The organism is Acinetobacter sp. YH01024, assembly GCF_013420195.1.
GTDB classification, from domain to species: Bacteria; Pseudomonadota; Gammaproteobacteria; order Pseudomonadales; family Moraxellaceae; genus Acinetobacter; species Acinetobacter amyesii.
The window spans coordinates 21650-38726 of the sequence record NZ_VOYQ01000018.1; the positions used below are offsets into that span (position 1 = coordinate 21650).

The following is a 17077-nucleotide window of genomic DNA, read 5'->3' on the forward strand; positions in this document are numbered from 1 at the left end:
CTTATATTTCTGATCATTGGATACAGATTGGGCTATTTTTCGGAGGTTAAAGCAAAATGTAAAATCAACAAAAATGCTGTCCCCCCTGCCAACTACACAAACATATGCACAAAAGTAAAGCCGAAAAACCACCATGCCATTGATCGTGAACATACTCTAGTGCTTAATCCACTTAGCGACATTTTTGGATATCAAGATGGACAAAAGCCTTTAAAATAAGTCGATTTAGAAGATGGTTTAGCTTTATCCCGCTGTAAAGTTTTATTTCGGCAGATGCGATAAAAGCAGATTATTTAAACACTGCGCAGCCATCTTCATAATATTCCTACAAATAATCACAGCATGGGTTTGTCAGTGTGGATGTGATCATGTACATTCATAAACATTATTCAACATGCTGGAACTGGACATGCAAGCCATCATTCTCGACACAGAAACCCATACACTAAATGGACAACCCATCGAGATTGCCTATGCTCCAATTCAGGTGGCAGATGCCAAAATCACCTTAGATAAATCTAAAATTTTTGATCAACTATATCGTTGTGATGAAGCTATTTCTTTTGCAGCGATGGCTGTTCATCATATTTTAGAATCAGATCTTGAAGGTCAGCCCCACTACAGCAGTTTTGAACTCCCATCAGAGACGACATATATCATTGGGCATAATATCGACTACGATATTCGAGCACTCGAAAAATGCGGTGTAGATAGTTCAAAAATCAAAGCCATTTGTACCCTTGCGCTAGCTCGTCGTGTTTGGCCTGATGCAGAAGCGCATAATATTTCTGCCTTGATATATATGATCACCAAAGGCAGTGAAAAAGCCCGTGAAATGATCCGTAAAGCTCACCGCGCAGATATGGATATTATTTTAACTGCCAATATTTTGATGCATATCGTCCATCACTTAAAAATCAACAGCATCGAAGAATTATACGAAGCTTCGGAAGATGCTCGCATTCCACGCAGTATTAATTTTGGTAAACACCGTGGTACCGCAATTGCAGAATTACCTGCGGACTATGTGCAATGGCTATTACGTCAAGATGACTTAGACCCTTATTTGCGTAAAGCTTTAGAAAACTCTGCTGTCATTACTCTATAAATCATTGATTGTTTAATATTTTCTTAATATTACTGTCATTATCACTGCATAGGATTGCCTTAATTCTTTTGAGCTATGGAATTAAGGCATGTTCAACTATCAAAAAACTGAGCTGGGTTTTCAAACTTTAAAAGACCGACAGCTCGCATTAAATGCAAGACAACGTCGTCTGCTACTCTTAATTGGTAGTGATGACTTTAACCAAATGCCAGTGCATTATCAGCAGCGGATTGCTGAAGTGTCCTTGCTCGAGCAACTGATGGAACTTGGGCTGATTCAGCCAATTACAGCACATGATCATCAACGCCTTCAAAAATCCGATTTTTCTGCTTTTAATACACCTAAAATAGCGTCAACAAAGACATCCGATCGCATAGCGCAAGAAAATGTCACACTTGATAAAATTTCAATGCCAACGATGGAAGTTCCTCATACTCATTCACAGCACGAAATAACTGACTCCCTGCCAATGGATGCAATTGGCTTTATACCCCATCAATTTAATCAAGCCATACCTGAAAACATAACATCAAACAACCCTGTATTAGCAGAACAAATCATTGATTTCATCGAACATGATTTTGATGAGTTACAGAATTTTATGTGCAGTTACTTACAGCGTTATTGTGGGCTGATGGCAAAAAAATTAATGCTTAATATTCAACAGGCCACGGACATTGCAGAATTAAAAGCCTGTCAGATGCAATGGATCACCTGTCTAAATGAATCCAATATTCAACCTAAACTCTTACAACATGCATTACAGCAAATTAATTACAGTATAAAAAATCTGCAACAACTGGTTTGACTTAGAGACTTTTCCTCACTTCTCATTCAAAAAACAACTTAATGAGGTGAGTTATTTTTCAAACATATCAATATAAGAAATTGAATTATATTAACTTTATTGATTTACTTATTTCTTTTATGGTTTTAACTGCTGTTTTATACGACCTTCCCCTAATGTCAATCAACAGTAAAAAATCGCAAGAATAAAACCGACCTCCTAGCGTTTGAGCATGTCAATGTCACAACAGTTTTGTTTAGAATTTGATTCTTTCGATAATCCTATGCAACTCAGCAAAATTGGCAATTGGGTATTTACCTTCTTAACCTCACAAGACGAATTGCCTAATGTTCAATTGGCCATTACCTATGTCATGCCACGAAAAATTAGTGATGAATTACAGCCTAGACGTGTGGTCATTCAAAATACAGCCATTGAAACAATTTGGCGTATAGAACAAGTTGAATGCTTCAACAGCCAAACGAACCAAGAACTCACCTTTACAGCAGCGGAACCTCAAGCTCAAATGGTTTTAAACACTATCATTGAAGAATTTGCTCGCTATGATGTCCCGCTTGTATTCAAGCCTCTTTAATTTAAAGCGACTTTCAACTTATTTTGCATAAAGACTCAAGCTGTCTCAATGATTTAACCAAAGTTACCTAGACAGACATTAAATGAAAAATAATCCATACAGATTAATATTGCTCAATTCGTATACACTATTCCTGCTCAATAATTTTTGACCACGGATAATAAAAATGAACTTAGCCAATTATTCTAATGATCAGGCACTCATCCTTTTCAACCTATATAGCAGCCTAGAACAATGTCTAGATGCGATTGGACATTTGCACCTTGGACCAAAACTGGTGCTGACCGACCATGATGTATCAAAAGATCATATGATCGTACAACGTTTTCAAGCTGGTGTTTTAACTCAAGAAATCCAAGTACGTAAACAAGACGTTGAACTGTCTTCTAGCAACCCGATGACACGCTATCAGTTACTGTCTTATATTTTGAATCAATTTAAAGCAGATCAAATAGCTTAAAGTTCTATCTCTAAAAAAAAACTCACCATTAAGGTGAGTTTTTTATTCATTCAATTTAAGCTTCTAAAAGCTTGTAAATACTGTCCGATTTTTGACTTTCAAAAAGTAATTCGATACTGGGTAGGATGATTTCACCTGCAATAATGATATGTTCAATGCGATGAAACAGCGCTCTTGAATCTTCTTCTGAAGGATTACGCACCAAAGCTTGTGCTTCATAAACCTGACTAAATTGGTCCTTCACTTTAATATCGATCATCTGTGTCATAGTGACGTCTCTACTTGTTTTAATAATTGAATTGTTTATATCACACCTTTACGCAACAACCTGCTTTGTAAATGTTAGATTTCATGGCAATGTAAACTTATTTTACTTTAGTAAATATATATCAATAACATAGATTGACTATTTAATTATTGTTTGACAAAAACACTATATTTTCACATTTTGAAAGACATTAAAAAGCCCGCATTGCTGCGGGCTCTATGTTGGAAGGCTAGTGCTGATTTCTTGTCTGTAATATTCAAAAACATCTTAAATATTACTAAACTCAACGAGCTGTCATTGATCCGTCCAACCTATTAGTAGCGTCTTGCTTATGACCTACTGTGATTTAAATATAGCACTTTTTTATCCCTTGCCAAGGGGTCGTGACACTTCTAAACATTTGATCAAATAAAATACAATTGATATTTTTTCAAAATAAGCGATCATAGCTCTGCCCAATGCTTGTGAAAGATTTAAATAAATAAGCCATTAAAAATAAATTCTACACTATCAATCTATAAACATTCTTTTCTCTTACTTTTAATTCTACCTTTGACAACCCTTGTATTAATTTCTGACTTGAATTTTAAGTCTGATATCCATTTTTAGCATTGCTTAAAAATACTAATGAATAAGATTGCCGTCTCAAATTAAAATCTAAGACAAAAAAAAAGCCCTTGTATCACTACAGGGGCTTTTTTGAATATGGCGGAAGCGGTGAGATTCGAACTCACGGAGGACTCGCGCCCTCGTCGGTTTTCAAGACCGGTGCATTAAACCGCTCTGCCACGCTTCCATGTGCGCCATAATACGGAGGTTTTATTCATCTGACAAGTAAAAATTACAACTAAACCATTCAAATGAATATTGTTTCGCCAAATCCTTAAAGTTTAGCCGCAAGCTCCGCACCTTCACGTATTGCGCGTTTCGCATCTAACTCTGCTGCTAGTTTTGCACCACCAATAATATGGTAATTGGCAAGGGTTTTCTCACCCTGTTCTGGCATCAAATGCTTTACCGATTCCTGACCTGCACAAACAACGATCGTATCTACACGTAATAATTGATCATGCCCTTCATATTCAACCCAAAGACCTTCATCAGTAATGGCTTTGTATTGAACACCACGCAGCATACGAACCGCATTTTTCTTTAATTGTGCACGATGTACCCAGCCTGATGTTTTACCTAACCCAGCACCAATTGCAGTTGTTTTACGTTGTAATAAGTAGATTTCACGAACAGGAGGTTCGAGCTCAGCAGCCTGCATACCACCTTCTGTTATGTAGTTCGGATTCGGATCGACACCCCACTCCCGCTGCCAATCCGCTAAAGGCATTGGTTGTGGCTGATGTGGTGGTTTGAGTAAAAATTCAGATACATCAAAACCAATGCCGCCTGCACCAATCACAGCAACTTTATTGCCCACAGCTGCGCCTTTCAGCACTTCTGCATAAGACAAGACATTCGGTGCATCACTACCTTCAATTTTTAAGCTGCGAGGAACCACACCTGTTGCAATAACAACTTCCTCAAACCCTTCACGTTCAAGTTGTTCACGGTTTACACGTGTATTTAAACGCAAATCAACCCCTGTTTTTTCGATTTGAACTTTAAAGTAGCGAATCGTTTCGTGAAATTCTTCTTTGCCGGGAACAACTTTCGCCAAATTAAATTGCCCCCCCACCTCCGCACCAGCTTCAAATAGTGTCACCGCATGGCCTCGGCTTGCCGCTACCGTTGCAGCAGACATCCCAGCAACGCCACCACCGACGACTGCAATACGCTTCGGTTTTTTGGTCTTTAAATAAACCAATTCAGTTTCATATGCCGCTCGTGGGTTGACCAAACACGTCGCACGCTGATTTTTAAAGGTATGATCTAAACAGGCTTGGTTACAGGCAATACAGGTATTAATTTCATCAACACGGTTGGTCGCCGTTTTATTTACCCAAAACGGATCTGCCAAGAATGGACGTGCCATTTGCACCATATCCGCCTTGCCTGAAGCCAAAATTTCTTCAGCAGTATCTGGCATATTGATACGGTTGGACGCAATGACAGGGATCGCAACATGTTTTTTGACTTCAGCGGTATAGTCCACAAACGCTGCGCGAGGCACTGAGGTCACAATTGTCGGAATACGTGCTTCATGCCAACCAATCCCCGTGTTCAACAACGTTACACCTGCTGCTTCCAACGCTTTAGCAACAGTAATGACTTCTGCCATGGTGTTCCCATCATGAACCAAATCAAGCAATGACAAACGGAAGCAGATAATAAATTTCTCACCCACTTCAGCACGTATTGATTTCACAATATCAACCGCAAGGCGCATACGATTTTCAATTTCACCGCCCCAACGGTCTGTCCGTTGGTTGACATGACGGCTTAAAAACTGATTCAGCAAGTAGCCTTCTGACCCCATAATTTCAACACCATCATAGCCGGCCTTATGTGCAAGGCTTGCAGTTTTGACATAATCATCAATGGTTGAAAGAATTTGTTTGTCCGTTAATTGACGTGGTTTAAACGGTGAAATCGGAGATTTAATCGGACTTGCTGACACTGCAAAAGGCTGATAGCCATAACGCCCAGCATGCAAGATTTGCATTAAAATTTTGGCACCATGCTTATGTACGGCATGCGTCACCAAGCGATGCGGAGCGATATCACCTAAAGTATTCATGGTACCGCCAGCAGGTAACAGCCAACCTTGACGGTTTGGCGAAATACCGCCTGTAATAATCAGGCCAACACCACCTTTCGCACGCTCACCAAAATAAGCTGCCAATTTAGGATAGTTATAAAAACGATCTTCCAGCCCACTATGCATGGACCCCATTACGACACGGTTTTTAATCGTGGTAAAACCCAAATGTAAAGGCTTTAAAATATTTGCATAGCTAGTCGTTGTCATGCTGAATCCTTATTTTGGCTTTGCAACTTGTTGCATAACACTTTAGCGGTTTTTTTATATTTTGGGATGACAATTTAGAAAATATTCTTCGTTTTTATGGTCAATACCGTGTGACGCATAAATTATTCACTCATAAAAAAGCCGTGATATATCACATCACGGCGTGTTGTTTTATAAAGCATTATTTCCAATGTTTCAGCTTACTGGTTTGTCCAATCCCGACATTAAAGCTATTGGTTGGATCCAGTTTTTGATAATGATTTTTTAATGCAGGCTTGGCCACATACAAATGCCCAACATTGTGTTCCGCAGGATATTCAGCGCCACGATCATCGAGTAAATGCCACATTGCATGTTCCATTGCCAAAGGGTCTACGCCTTTTTTCACAATATAATCTTGATGAAAAACATGACAGAGAAAATGTCCATAATAGAGTTTATGGATAATTTGCTCATTCATGGCTTTCGGCAAAGTTTCCACCCATTCACGATCATTGCGACGTAATGCAATATCCAATGCAACAATGTCTTCCACTTCTGAACGATGCGTATCACGATATCGAATGGCAGCACCAGCCACCGCAAAACGATGTAAAAATGCCTTACGACCTTCTTCATCCGTACATTTAAAATAATTGCCTGAGGTTTTGTCTAAAAAATACGTTTTCAAATACTGATCAACTTGATCAACATCCTGATTTTCAATACGAATCATCAAATGATGTTCATATAAATCACGAAATTCATTCATGCGTTTTGGCAGATGATTCGGCATAAATTTAGTGACGAGTTGTAAAACCTTATCCGAAAAACCTTGCAAACCCAGTTTTTCTAAATAGCCATCGACTTTATCTTTCATGGCAAAAGCAGCAGGAACTTTTGCGGTGCCAAATTTTTCGATAAATACAAAAGAATCTTTGCCATACTCAGCCCCAATATCGTATGCCACGCGATGAATGTACTCACCTGCAATCGGGAGGCGTGCAAGATCTTTTAATAGAAAACGACGAATTTCTGTTAAATCATCTTGTGAATTGGTCCCTACATAAAACACCTGACTAGGGATTTTTTCAAAGGTATCTAAACGTACTGCAAAGACGCAGACCTTACCTGCTGAACCCGATGCTTCAAATAAACGACTCGGATCTGCATTAAAGCGTGCAGGCGTATTTTCATCGACTTGTTTAACGTCATGTGAATAGCGCTGATCAGAGGCACAGCAACTTGAATTATTCACAATGTCATTGATTTGATAATTTTTATTTTCCAACGCTGTGAGGATTTCTTCAGGCGTATTGCCAAGATTGATACCTAAATGATTGACCAACTCTAAGTCACCTGACTCATTCACTCGTGCATACAGTGCAAGCTCTGTATAGGCAGGACCGCGGCGCACCAAAGCACCACCTGAGTTATTACAGATGCCACCCAAAACCGATGCCCCAATACAAGAAGAACCAATCACCGAATGAGGTTCACGATTAAATGGCAGCAAATCTTTTTCAAGTTTGTCTAATGTCGCACCCGGTAGACAAATCACTTGCTTGCCTTCATTAATCACTTGGATGCCAACCAAACGACGTGTACTTATCAGCACCACAGGACGGTCATAGTCATCACCAAACGGCGTTGAACCACCTGTCAGACCTGTATTGGCGGCTTGCATAATCACAATACAATTTGCATCCACAGCCGCTTGCAGCACTTGCCATTGCTCAAGCAAAGAGCCCGGTGTAACCACAGCCAATACTTTTCCTGCACCGTAACGGCGACCTTGGCGGTATAAACGTGTGTCTTTATCTTCAGTTAAAACGTGTTGCTTACCGACGATGTTGATGAGGTTTTGAATGGTTTGTAATGATTGAGTTTGCATGCTCGTAGAATTTTCCATTTTCAATATTTTCTCTCCTTGATAAAGAGGAATAGCATTGTTATGCAATGAAAAAATATTGATTTAAATAATTTTAAACAACGTAGGTTTATTTGCACATATCAAAAGTTTTTAGTCATTGTTATTAAAATCTATAATGAATATCCCTTCTCCCTTTGGGATGAGTAGCAACGCTACGCAAGAGGGTTAGGAGAATTATTCAATAAACACCTCTCCCTAACCCTCTCCTGCAAAGAGAGGGAACTTTCATTGCTAATTTTTTTGATGACGAATAACTTTCCCAAGAGATCGATTCAAAAAATCACCCAGCCAACTCTTTCTCTAACTTCACCAAACAATCAGATGTAATATCCGCAATGGTTTTTGCACCTGTTAAGGTCATCGCAACACGCATTTCTTTATCAATCAGTTCTAAAAGATTGGAAACACCTTCACCACCTGCTGCACCGAGCGCATAAACAAAGGCGCGACCGAGCATACAGGTATCCGCACCCAAAGCCAGCATACGCACCACATCTAAACCATTTCGAATACCTGAGTCCGCAAGAATTTTAATATCGCCTTTTACGGCATCGGCAATTGGTGGCAATGCACGCGCTGAAGATAAAACCCCATCGAGCTGACGGCCACCATGGTTTGACACCACGATGCCATCTGCACCAAAACGCACAGCATCTTTGGCATCTTCAGGGTCAAGTATGCCTTTAATAACCATCGGTCCATCCCAAAATTCACGAATCCACTCAAGATCTTTCCATGAAATTGATGGGTCAAAGTTATTACCCAACCAGCCGATATAATCTTCTAAACCTGTTGGTTTGCCCAAGTATTTAGAAATATTCCCTAAGTCATGCGGACGACCTAATAAACCCACATTCCATGCCCAGTGTGGATGGAAACACGACTGCATATAACGGCGCATGGCTGCATTTGGCCCGCTCATCCCTGAGTGCGCATCACGGTAACGCGCGCCCGGAACAGGCATATCCACGGTAAACACTAAAGTTGAACAGCCTGCAGCTTTGGCACGTTCTAAGGCATTTTTCATAAAGCCACGGTCACGTAGCACATATAACTGAAACCACATGGGACGCTGAATCGCTGGCGACACCTCTTCAATAGGACATACTGAAACGGTAGACAGCGTAAATGGAATGCCCTTTTTATCTGCGGCTACTGCTGCTTGAACTTCGCCGCGGCGTGCATACATTCCCGTTAAACCCACAGGTGATAAAGCCACAGGCATTGATAAGGTTTCATTAAACAGTTGGGTTTCTAAACTCAGCTGTGACATGTCATTCAGCACACGTTGACGCAACGCTATTTTTGATAAATCTTCTACATTACGCTTTAAGGTATATTCGGCATACGCCCCGCCATCGATGTAATGAAATAAAAATGGCGGTAAACGACGACGTGCCGCTTCACGATAGTCATTGGCAGAAGAAATAATCATGCTTATATCCTGTTTAATCGACTGGCACGCTGACGACGAGCTTCTTCTTCATCAATCATGCGCACCTGTTGTACTACAAACTCAATGTGTCCACAGACTGCTTTACGTGCAGCTTCAGGATCACGACGTTCAATTGCATTCATGACTTGGAAGTGCTGATCATGCAATTGATCAAATCGGTGTGCTTCGCTATAAACTTTTCGACGACCTAAAACGACATTAAATTGCAACAGATCAAATAGACCACGCATCATCTGAATCAACACTAAATTATGTGATGCTTCAGCAATTGCTAAATGAAATTTGGCATCTGCACGCGCTGCTTCATCGTCATTGCCTAAAGCCTGAAAATGATTGATCTGATCATAATAATGTCGGATATGTGCCAAGTCCTCTGCTGTAGCACGTTGTGCCGCATACCATGCAGTACCACCTTCTAAAATAATGCGCGCCTCTTGCACATCAAAACGGTAGGCAGGGTCTTCACTAATCAAACTGCTGATGGGCTGCACAATTTGATAACTCGACCAAGTCGCTGGTAATTGCTTTAAAAAAGTCCCCGCACCCACTTTACTGACCAACACGCCCATGCTAGTCAATTGAGAAATCGCCTCGCGTAAAGAGGTGCGTGAGACGCCAAGTTGTTCACACAATTTCCGTTCAGCAGGCAGACGATCTCCAACTTGCATATTGCTTTGTTCAATCAATACACGAAGACTTTGAACAGTTTTATCAGAGACTTTCATCTGCTTTCCTTAACGTTGTTACACAATTCGTGTTATGGAATCATCCAAGGGAACACATAAGCTTGTAGGGTGATTAAAATCCCCATCATAATTGTGAACGTTATACTGTGTTTTACGGTAAAACGGAATAAATCCGACTCTTTACCTACCAACCCGACTGCCGCACATGCAATTGCAATTGACTGTGGTGAAATCATTTTCCCTGTCACACCGCCACTGGTATTAGCAGCAACGAGTAATACTTCTGGCACACCGATTTGTTGTGCAGTAGTCGCCTGCAATGCTGCAAATAGCGCATTGGCTGACGTATCTGAACCCGTGAGGAATACACCAAGCCATCCTAAAAATGGCGAGAAGAAGGTAAAGGCTTGACCTGTATGTGCAAGGGCCAAAGCCAAGGTCGAAGACATACCTGAATAGTTGGCGATAAAAGCAAAAGACAACACCATCCCAATCGAATAAATTGGAATTTTTAATTCATTAATGGTTTCACCAAAGGTCACAATCGCGTCTTTCGGCTTCATTTTTAAGAAAATAATGGTAATGATCGCAGCAATGACAATTGCCGTACCTGTTGCCGAAAACCAATCAAATTTATAGATGGCATCGTAGTCCTTCATTTCAGGTACGACTGGCGGCATCTTTTGAACCAATTGGTGTAAGAATGGCACTTTGATCGAAATAACCAAATCATGTAAAGCACCGTCTTTGGTAAATAAATCCTTAAACGGTTTAATACTCCAGATCGTGACCATCACCGTTAAGATCGCAAATGGCGACCACGCTTTTGCAATTTGACCCAAGCTATATTTTTGCTGTTTTTGTGCAGCCACATCTTCACTCATCGTCGCATCTTGATCTGCAAAGCGGAAAATATGTTTAGGCTGCCAATATTTAAATAAAATCGTTAATGACACTAAAGAGGCAATCGCCGCAGTAATATCGGGTAATTCAGGACCGACAAAGTTCGAGGTTAGGTACTGTGCAATCGCAAAGCTACTCGCCCCAACCACAACCGCAGGCCAAGTTTCCTTCACACCGCGCCAGCCATCCATAATCGCCATAATCCAAAACAGTACAATCGGCACCATAAATGGCAACTGTCGACCAACCATCTGACTGATTTCCATCGTATCTACACCAGACACTTGTCCAGCAACGATAATTGGAATACCCATCGCACCAAAAGCCACTGGCGCTGTATTTACGATCAGACAAAGACCTGCCGCATATAAAGGTTTAAAGCCTAAACCTACCAATAGTGCTGCGGTAATCGCCACAGGAGCACCAAAGCCCGCAGCACCTTCTAGGAAAGTACCGAAAGCAAAGCCGACTAATAGCATCTGTAAACGTTGATCTTCAGTAATGGAAAGTATCGAAGAACGGATGATGTCAAACTGCCCTGTTTTGACTGAGATTTTATACAGGAACACCGCACCAATAATGATCCATGCGATCGGCCATAAACCATAGAAAAAACCGTAGACCATCGAAGCCAATGCCATAAGCGCAGGCATGTCATAGGCAAATAAAGACACCAACAGTGCCAGTACAACGGTGATCGTACCTGCCACACTGCCTTTTAAACGAAATACAGCAAGCGCCAAGAAAAAAAAGATAATCGGAATGAGCGCAATTAAACTTGATATCCATATATTCCCCATTGGGTCATATATTTGCTGCCATTGAAGCATTGTCATCTCCTTGAAATGCTTACTAAGATTTAATTATTGAGCAATATCAGCATGTGGTCTTTTTATCATTGGTATGACCAATATAAATATTAAACACATAAAAACTCATACTATTGCTGAAATACTCCGCAATTTTTAATTATTTCAACTCAATCATTCAAGCTTTTCTTGTTTTTGGTATGACCAATATAAAATACAAAAACATTATTTTTCCGTTTAAAAACCTCCATATCAACTTTTAAATATCTGTTTTGTATTTATTATTTACAACTAAACTTTATAAAATATACTTTAGTCTAATAACCACGCTTTGTTTGACCTCAGTCTCATTTCAATGAAAAGCATAAAAACCAAATTAACCCAATAATGGTATGACCATTAATTTAAATCAAATAGATTTCTTTATATTTACATCCTATTCCATTCAGAAAACGCATTTTCCGCCCGCAAAAACTGGATGAAGTATTCACCAATAGATTTCAACGATCATTTTTTTCCACCTCATCGCTTGTATCTCATGATTTTTTAGAAAAACCCCGCAGAAAAGTGCTACAATCATGCACATATATGTATTCTTTCAGGCCACCCATTCTCGGTGCCTATATTTATATCGTTAGGATTAACAATGACTGATAATGCAACTATCTTGCAGAATGTCCCAGTTGGCAAAAAAGTTGGTATTGCCTTCTCTGGTGGTCTAGATACTTCAGCTGCGCTTTTGTGGATGAAACAAAAAGGTGCAGAACCTTATGCTTACACAGCAAACTTAGGTCAACCTGATGAAGACGACTACGATGCGATTCCAAAAAAAGCGGAAGCGTATGGCGCAGTTAAAGCTCGCTTAGTTGATTGTCGTTTACAACTTGCATTAGAAGGTATTGCGGCTATTCAATGTGGTGCTTTCCACATTTCAACTGGTGGTATGCCTTACTTCAACACGACTCCTCTTGGTCGTGCAGTTACAGGTACGATGCTTGTAACCGCAATGAAAGAAGATGATGTAAACATCTGGGGTGACGGTTCGACTTATAAAGGTAACGACATTGAACGTTTCTACCGCTATGGTCTATTGACTAACCCATCGCTAAAAATTTACAAACCTTGGTTAGACCAAACTTTCATTGACGAGCTAGGCGGCCGTGCAGAAATGTCACAGTTCCTGATCGACAATGGTTTTGACTACAAAATGTCAAAAGAGAAAGCGTACTCAACTGACTCAAACATGTTAGGTGCGACTCACGAAGCAAAAGATCTTGAATACCTTAATGCGGGTATCAAAATCGTAGACCCAATCATGGGCGTTGCGTTCTGGAAAGATGACGTAGAAGTAAAAGCTGAAGAAGTTTCTGTAACTTTCGAAGAAGGCTTCCCTGTTGCATTAAACGGCAAACGCATCGAAAACCCTGTTGAATTCATTCTTGAAGCCAACCGTATCGGTGGTCGTCACGGTCTAGGTATGTCAGACCAAATCGAAAACCGTATCATAGAAGCAAAATCTCGTGGTATTTACGAAGCTCCGGGTATGGCGCTTCTTCACATCGCTTATGAGCGTCTTGTGACTGGTATTCATAACGAAGACACCATCGAACAATACCGTATTAACGGTCTGCGTTTAGGTCGTCTTCTTTACCAAGGTCGTTGGTTCGATTCTCAATCATTAATGCTTCGTGAAACTGCGCAGCGTTGGGTTGCTAAAGCAATCACTGGTACTGTGACTTTAGAACTTCGTCGTGGTAATGACTACACTATTCTAAACACTGAATCTCCTAACCTCACTTATGAAGCTGAGCGTTTAACTATGGAGAAAGGTGACTCTATGTTTAGCCCTGCTGACCGTATCGGTCAATTGACTATGCGTAACTTGGATATCACAGATACTCGCGCTAAATTAGGTATCTACACAAACTCTGGCTTACTTGCAGTAGGTACAGGTTCTGCAGTGCCTCAATTAAAAGACAAAAACAAATAAGATTTGTTGAGTCATAAAAAACCGCGCATTTTGCGCGGTTTTTTATTGCCGATTTCAGAGAAGTTCTCAATTTTATTAAACATTAAGCCACATGTGCTGAACGAATCGACTGATAGTAAATTTGATTCCGGCCTAATTGTTTCGCACGATACAACGCCTGATCGGCAATATTTAACAGTTCATCCTTCGTCATATTTTCAGCACGATATACCGTAATACCCAAACTAATAGTGACGTGATTTGAAACCTGTGATTTGGCATGTGGAATTTCTAAACGATCGATTGCTTTATAAATATTTGACGCTACCGCATAAGCACCATGCGCATCGGTTTCAGGCAATAAAACCACAAATTCTTCACCACCATATCGCGCTACAAAATCCATATGTCGAATGGCATTTTTAATGGTTTTGGCAATGGTTGAAATTACATCATCGCCTTTTTGATGACCGTAGAAATCGTTATAGTTTTTAAAATGATCAACATCGATAAATAGCACAGCAAGCGAGGTGTTATTACGTCGAGATTGCTCATAAAAGGTATCGAGCATTTCATCAAAAGTACGTCGGTTTGAAATCTTGGTTAATTCATCATGCTGACTTAAATGTAAAAGCTCTGTGGTATGAATACGATGGATTTTTTCACTAATATCCGCGCGCAGCATATTCAAAAATATCATCCGTTCACGCGCACAGAGCATCTTACTGATTGCAAAACCCAATACACAGCTTCCAATCAGTACACGCCCCAACACCATCACATCAAATTTCACTTCTAATGAAAAAAGCATCAACATGGTGACCACAGCAGCCAACAATCCAGACATCAACATTTGGACTGGTTTAACCCCCGTCAAAATATAGCTCAAGATGTAAATCATACAAAGGATCATCATGGCCTGATGTTTAAGTGCTTCGGTATACACGGTCATGGTGAGCCAAGACATTGAAATAACAGCCCAAAACACTACAAACATACTGGCATGTGAAAAATAAGGCTTCAGACGGTCGTAACGGGCAAAGGTATATAAAGCCAAAAGACACAGCGCACCATTGAGCTGACCAAGCAAACAACGAATAAAATCATGCACAAAATGCTGTTGATTAATTATCCAGTAATCTCCGGGAATGATCAGCATCGTGAGCACAAAGTAGATCAACACTCCCATCCAAAAAAAATGACGTATGTTGGTTTGCGCACGATCGAGACTTAAAGTCCAAAATTGAGTTTCCAGTTTTTTAGGAAACATTTCCCCTACACGACGAGTTTGCCGTGTAATCAGTTCCTCTATTTTTTCTTTATCGTATTGCAACTTTGCAAGGTTATACTTGTATTCCATTTCCAAGCATTTATCTAATTCTTTTAGTCATTTAAAAATACCACAGTTTTATTCTTTATTTATATCTGTTCAGTCATTTGTACAGAAATCTCGTTACCATTTTCACATTATTTGCATTATCATTTGTTTTATTTCCAAGCTTGGAATCGCTGTGAATACGATTACTCTTCTTCAGCCAGATGATTGGCATGCACATTTACGTGACGGTCTAGCCCTAAAGCGTACAGTTCCTGATTTAGCACAACAATTCTCTCGCGCGATTTGTATGCCAAACACTGTACCACCGGTAAAAACCGTTGAAGAAGCAAATGCATACCGTGAACGTATCATGGCACATGTTCCTGAAGGCGTTCACTTTGACCCGCGCATGGTGCTCTATTTCACAGACAACACACCTGCAAGTGAAGTTAAAAAAATTAAAGAATCTGAGTATGTTAATGCCATTAAGCTCTATCCAGCAGGTGCAACCACGAACTCGGACAGTGGTGTCAGTGACATTAGTAAAGTATATGGTGTGATTGAGCAACTCGAAGAACACCAAGTGCCATTACTCTTACATGGTGAAGTGACGCATAACCATGTCGATATTTTTGACCGTGAAAAACGTTTCCTTGATGAAGTACTTTCTCCACTGTTAAAACAGTTCCCTAAATTAAAATTGGTGCTAGAACACATCACCACAAGTGAAGCTGCGCATTTTGTATTAGAACAAGACCGTAATGTCGCTGCGACAATCACACCGCAACATTTATTGTTTAACCGTAATGATATGTTGGTGGGTGGTATTAAACCGCATTTCTATTGCTTACCGATTTTAAAACGTCAAACCCATCAGCAAACTTTGCTCGAAGTCGCGACCAGTGCGAACCCTAAATTTTTCTTAGGTACAGACAGTGCGCCGCACTCAAAAAATGCTAAAGAAAATGCATGTGGCTGTGCAGGATGTTATAGTGCACCAACAGCAATTGAGCTATACGCTCAAGCATTTGATCAAGTCGGTAAAATCGACCGTTTAGAAGGTTTTGCAAGCCACTTTGGTGCAGACTTCTACGGACTCCCTCGAAATACCAATACCATTACCTTGGTAAAAGAAGATCAAGTGATCCCTGAAAGTTTAGACTATTTGGATGGCGAAAAAATTATTCCGTTGTATGCGGGTAAGACCATCCAATGGAGAAAAGTGTGACAGATGAAACTCGACCAGTCATTGGTCAACGTTTCCGTGGATTCCTACCTGTTGTTGTCGATGTCGAAACAGCAGGTTTTAATTCACAGACCGATGCCTTACTGGAAATTGCAGCGATTCCTATTGTGTATGATGCAGAAGGTAATTTTGTACCGGGTGAAGCCCACCATGCACATATCAATCCATTTGAAGGTGCCAACCTTGACCGTCGTTCACTGGATTTTATTGGTGTAGATCCATTTAATCCGATGCGTATGGCCATGGCTGAAGATGAAAAATCAGCATTAAAACGTATTTTTAAGTCAGTGAATGAAGTACGTCGTCAACAAAACTGCACTCATGCTGTTTTAGTTGGTCACAATGCCCATTTTGATTTAGGGTTTGTACAGGCAGCTATTGCACGTACAGGGACAAAAAATCAAAATCCTTTCCATAGTTTTTCCGTATTCGATACAGTGACTTTGAGCGCTGTAATGTTTGGACAAACTGTGCTGGCAAAATCATGTATTCAAGCAGGTATTGAGTTTGATGGTAAAGAAGCACACTCTGCACTTTACGATACTCAGAAGACCGCTGAACTGTTCTGCTATATTTTGAACAAACTCGGCCCTCACCTACTTGACACTATGATGGCGGATCAATAATATACCGCCATCTT

Annotated in this window: 14 protein-coding genes and 1 tRNA gene; 7 read left to right on the plus strand and 8 right to left on the minus strand. The window is 40.3% G+C overall.

What is annotated here, in order from left to right; all coding sequences use genetic code 11:
- Positions 1-409: 409 nt before the first annotated feature.
- The 4 genes from FTT88_RS09175 (at position 410) to FTT88_RS09190 (ending at position 2950) form a co-directional block, all read left to right on the plus strand.
- Positions 410-1108, plus strand: coding sequence for a 3'-5' exonuclease (locus tag FTT88_RS09175; protein ID WP_180004204.1), 699 nt, complete (start codon positions 410-412; stop codon positions 1106-1108).
- A gap of 88 nt (positions 1109-1196) precedes the next feature.
- On the plus strand, positions 1197-1916 hold the full coding sequence (locus FTT88_RS09180) for a hypothetical protein (RefSeq protein WP_180173885.1): 720 nt from the start codon (positions 1197-1199) through the stop codon (positions 1914-1916).
- 217 nt (positions 1917-2133) lie between these two features.
- Positions 2134-2490, plus strand: a complete 357-nt coding sequence (locus FTT88_RS09185; protein ID WP_180004202.1) for a hypothetical protein — start codon at positions 2134-2136, stop codon at positions 2488-2490.
- 166 nt (positions 2491-2656) lie between these two features.
- Positions 2657-2950, plus strand: coding sequence for a hypothetical protein (locus FTT88_RS09190; RefSeq protein ID WP_180004201.1), 294 nt, complete (start codon positions 2657-2659; stop codon positions 2948-2950).
- A 55-nt stretch (positions 2951-3005) separates the two neighbouring features.
- On the opposite strand, the gene FTT88_RS09195 is transcribed toward FTT88_RS09190, so the two are convergent.
- From FTT88_RS09195 to lldP, 7 genes are all read right to left on the minus strand, one after another.
- On the minus strand, positions 3006-3218 hold the full coding sequence (locus FTT88_RS09195; RefSeq protein WP_078189132.1) for a hypothetical protein: 213 nt from the start codon (positions 3216-3218) through the stop codon (positions 3006-3008).
- Between the two features lie 706 nt (positions 3219-3924).
- Positions 3925-4014: transfer RNA gene (locus FTT88_RS09200), tRNA-Ser, on the minus strand.
- An 87-nt stretch (positions 4015-4101) separates the two neighbouring features.
- A complete protein-coding gene (locus tag FTT88_RS09205) occupies positions 4102-6138 on the minus strand; it encodes an NADPH-dependent 2,4-dienoyl-CoA reductase (protein ID WP_180004199.1) in 2037 nt (678 codons plus the stop codon).
- A gap of 181 nt (positions 6139-6319) precedes the next feature.
- Positions 6320-8011: a D-lactate dehydrogenase gene (dld, locus tag FTT88_RS09210; RefSeq protein WP_180004222.1), complete on the minus strand. Its 1692-nt coding sequence runs from the start codon at positions 8009-8011 to the stop codon at positions 6320-6322.
- Positions 8012-8330: 319 nt separating this feature from the next.
- Positions 8331-9485 (minus strand): FMN-dependent L-lactate dehydrogenase LldD, encoded by a 1155-nt coding sequence (gene lldD, locus FTT88_RS09215; protein ID WP_180004197.1) that lies wholly within the window; start codon positions 9483-9485, stop codon positions 8331-8333.
- A 2-nt stretch (positions 9486-9487) separates the two neighbouring features.
- Positions 9488-10231: a transcriptional regulator LldR gene (lldR, locus tag FTT88_RS09220; protein ID WP_180004196.1), complete on the minus strand. Its 744-nt coding sequence runs from the start codon at positions 10229-10231 to the stop codon at positions 9488-9490.
- Positions 10232-10263: 32 nt separating this feature from the next.
- Complete coding sequence (lldP, locus tag FTT88_RS09225; protein WP_180004194.1) at positions 10264-11931, minus strand: L-lactate permease; 1668 nt, start codon at positions 11929-11931, stop codon at positions 10264-10266.
- Positions 11932-12550: 619 nt separating this feature from the next.
- Here lldP and argG point away from each other — a divergent pair.
- Positions 12551-13894: an argininosuccinate synthase gene (argG, locus tag FTT88_RS09230; RefSeq protein ID WP_078189146.1), complete on the plus strand. Its 1344-nt coding sequence runs from the start codon at positions 12551-12553 to the stop codon at positions 13892-13894.
- Positions 13895-13976: 82 nt separating this feature from the next.
- Here argG and FTT88_RS09235 read toward each other — a convergent pair whose 3' ends face one another.
- Entirely contained in the window at positions 13977-15233 is a 1257-nt protein-coding gene (locus tag FTT88_RS09235) for a diguanylate cyclase (RefSeq protein WP_180004192.1), read from the minus strand.
- A gap of 151 nt (positions 15234-15384) precedes the next feature.
- Between FTT88_RS09235 and pyrC the strand changes: the two genes are divergently transcribed.
- Both pyrC and rnt read left to right on the plus strand, forming a co-directional pair.
- On the plus strand, positions 15385-16419 hold the full coding sequence (gene pyrC / locus FTT88_RS09240) for a dihydroorotase (protein ID WP_180004190.1): 1035 nt from the start codon (positions 15385-15387) through the stop codon (positions 16417-16419).
- On the plus strand, positions 16404-17063 hold the full coding sequence (rnt, locus tag FTT88_RS09245; RefSeq protein ID WP_078192915.1) for a ribonuclease T: 660 nt from the start codon (positions 16404-16406) through the stop codon (positions 17061-17063). Before pyrC ends, rnt begins: the two co-directional genes overlap by 16 nt.
- Positions 17064-17077 lie beyond the last annotated feature (14 nt).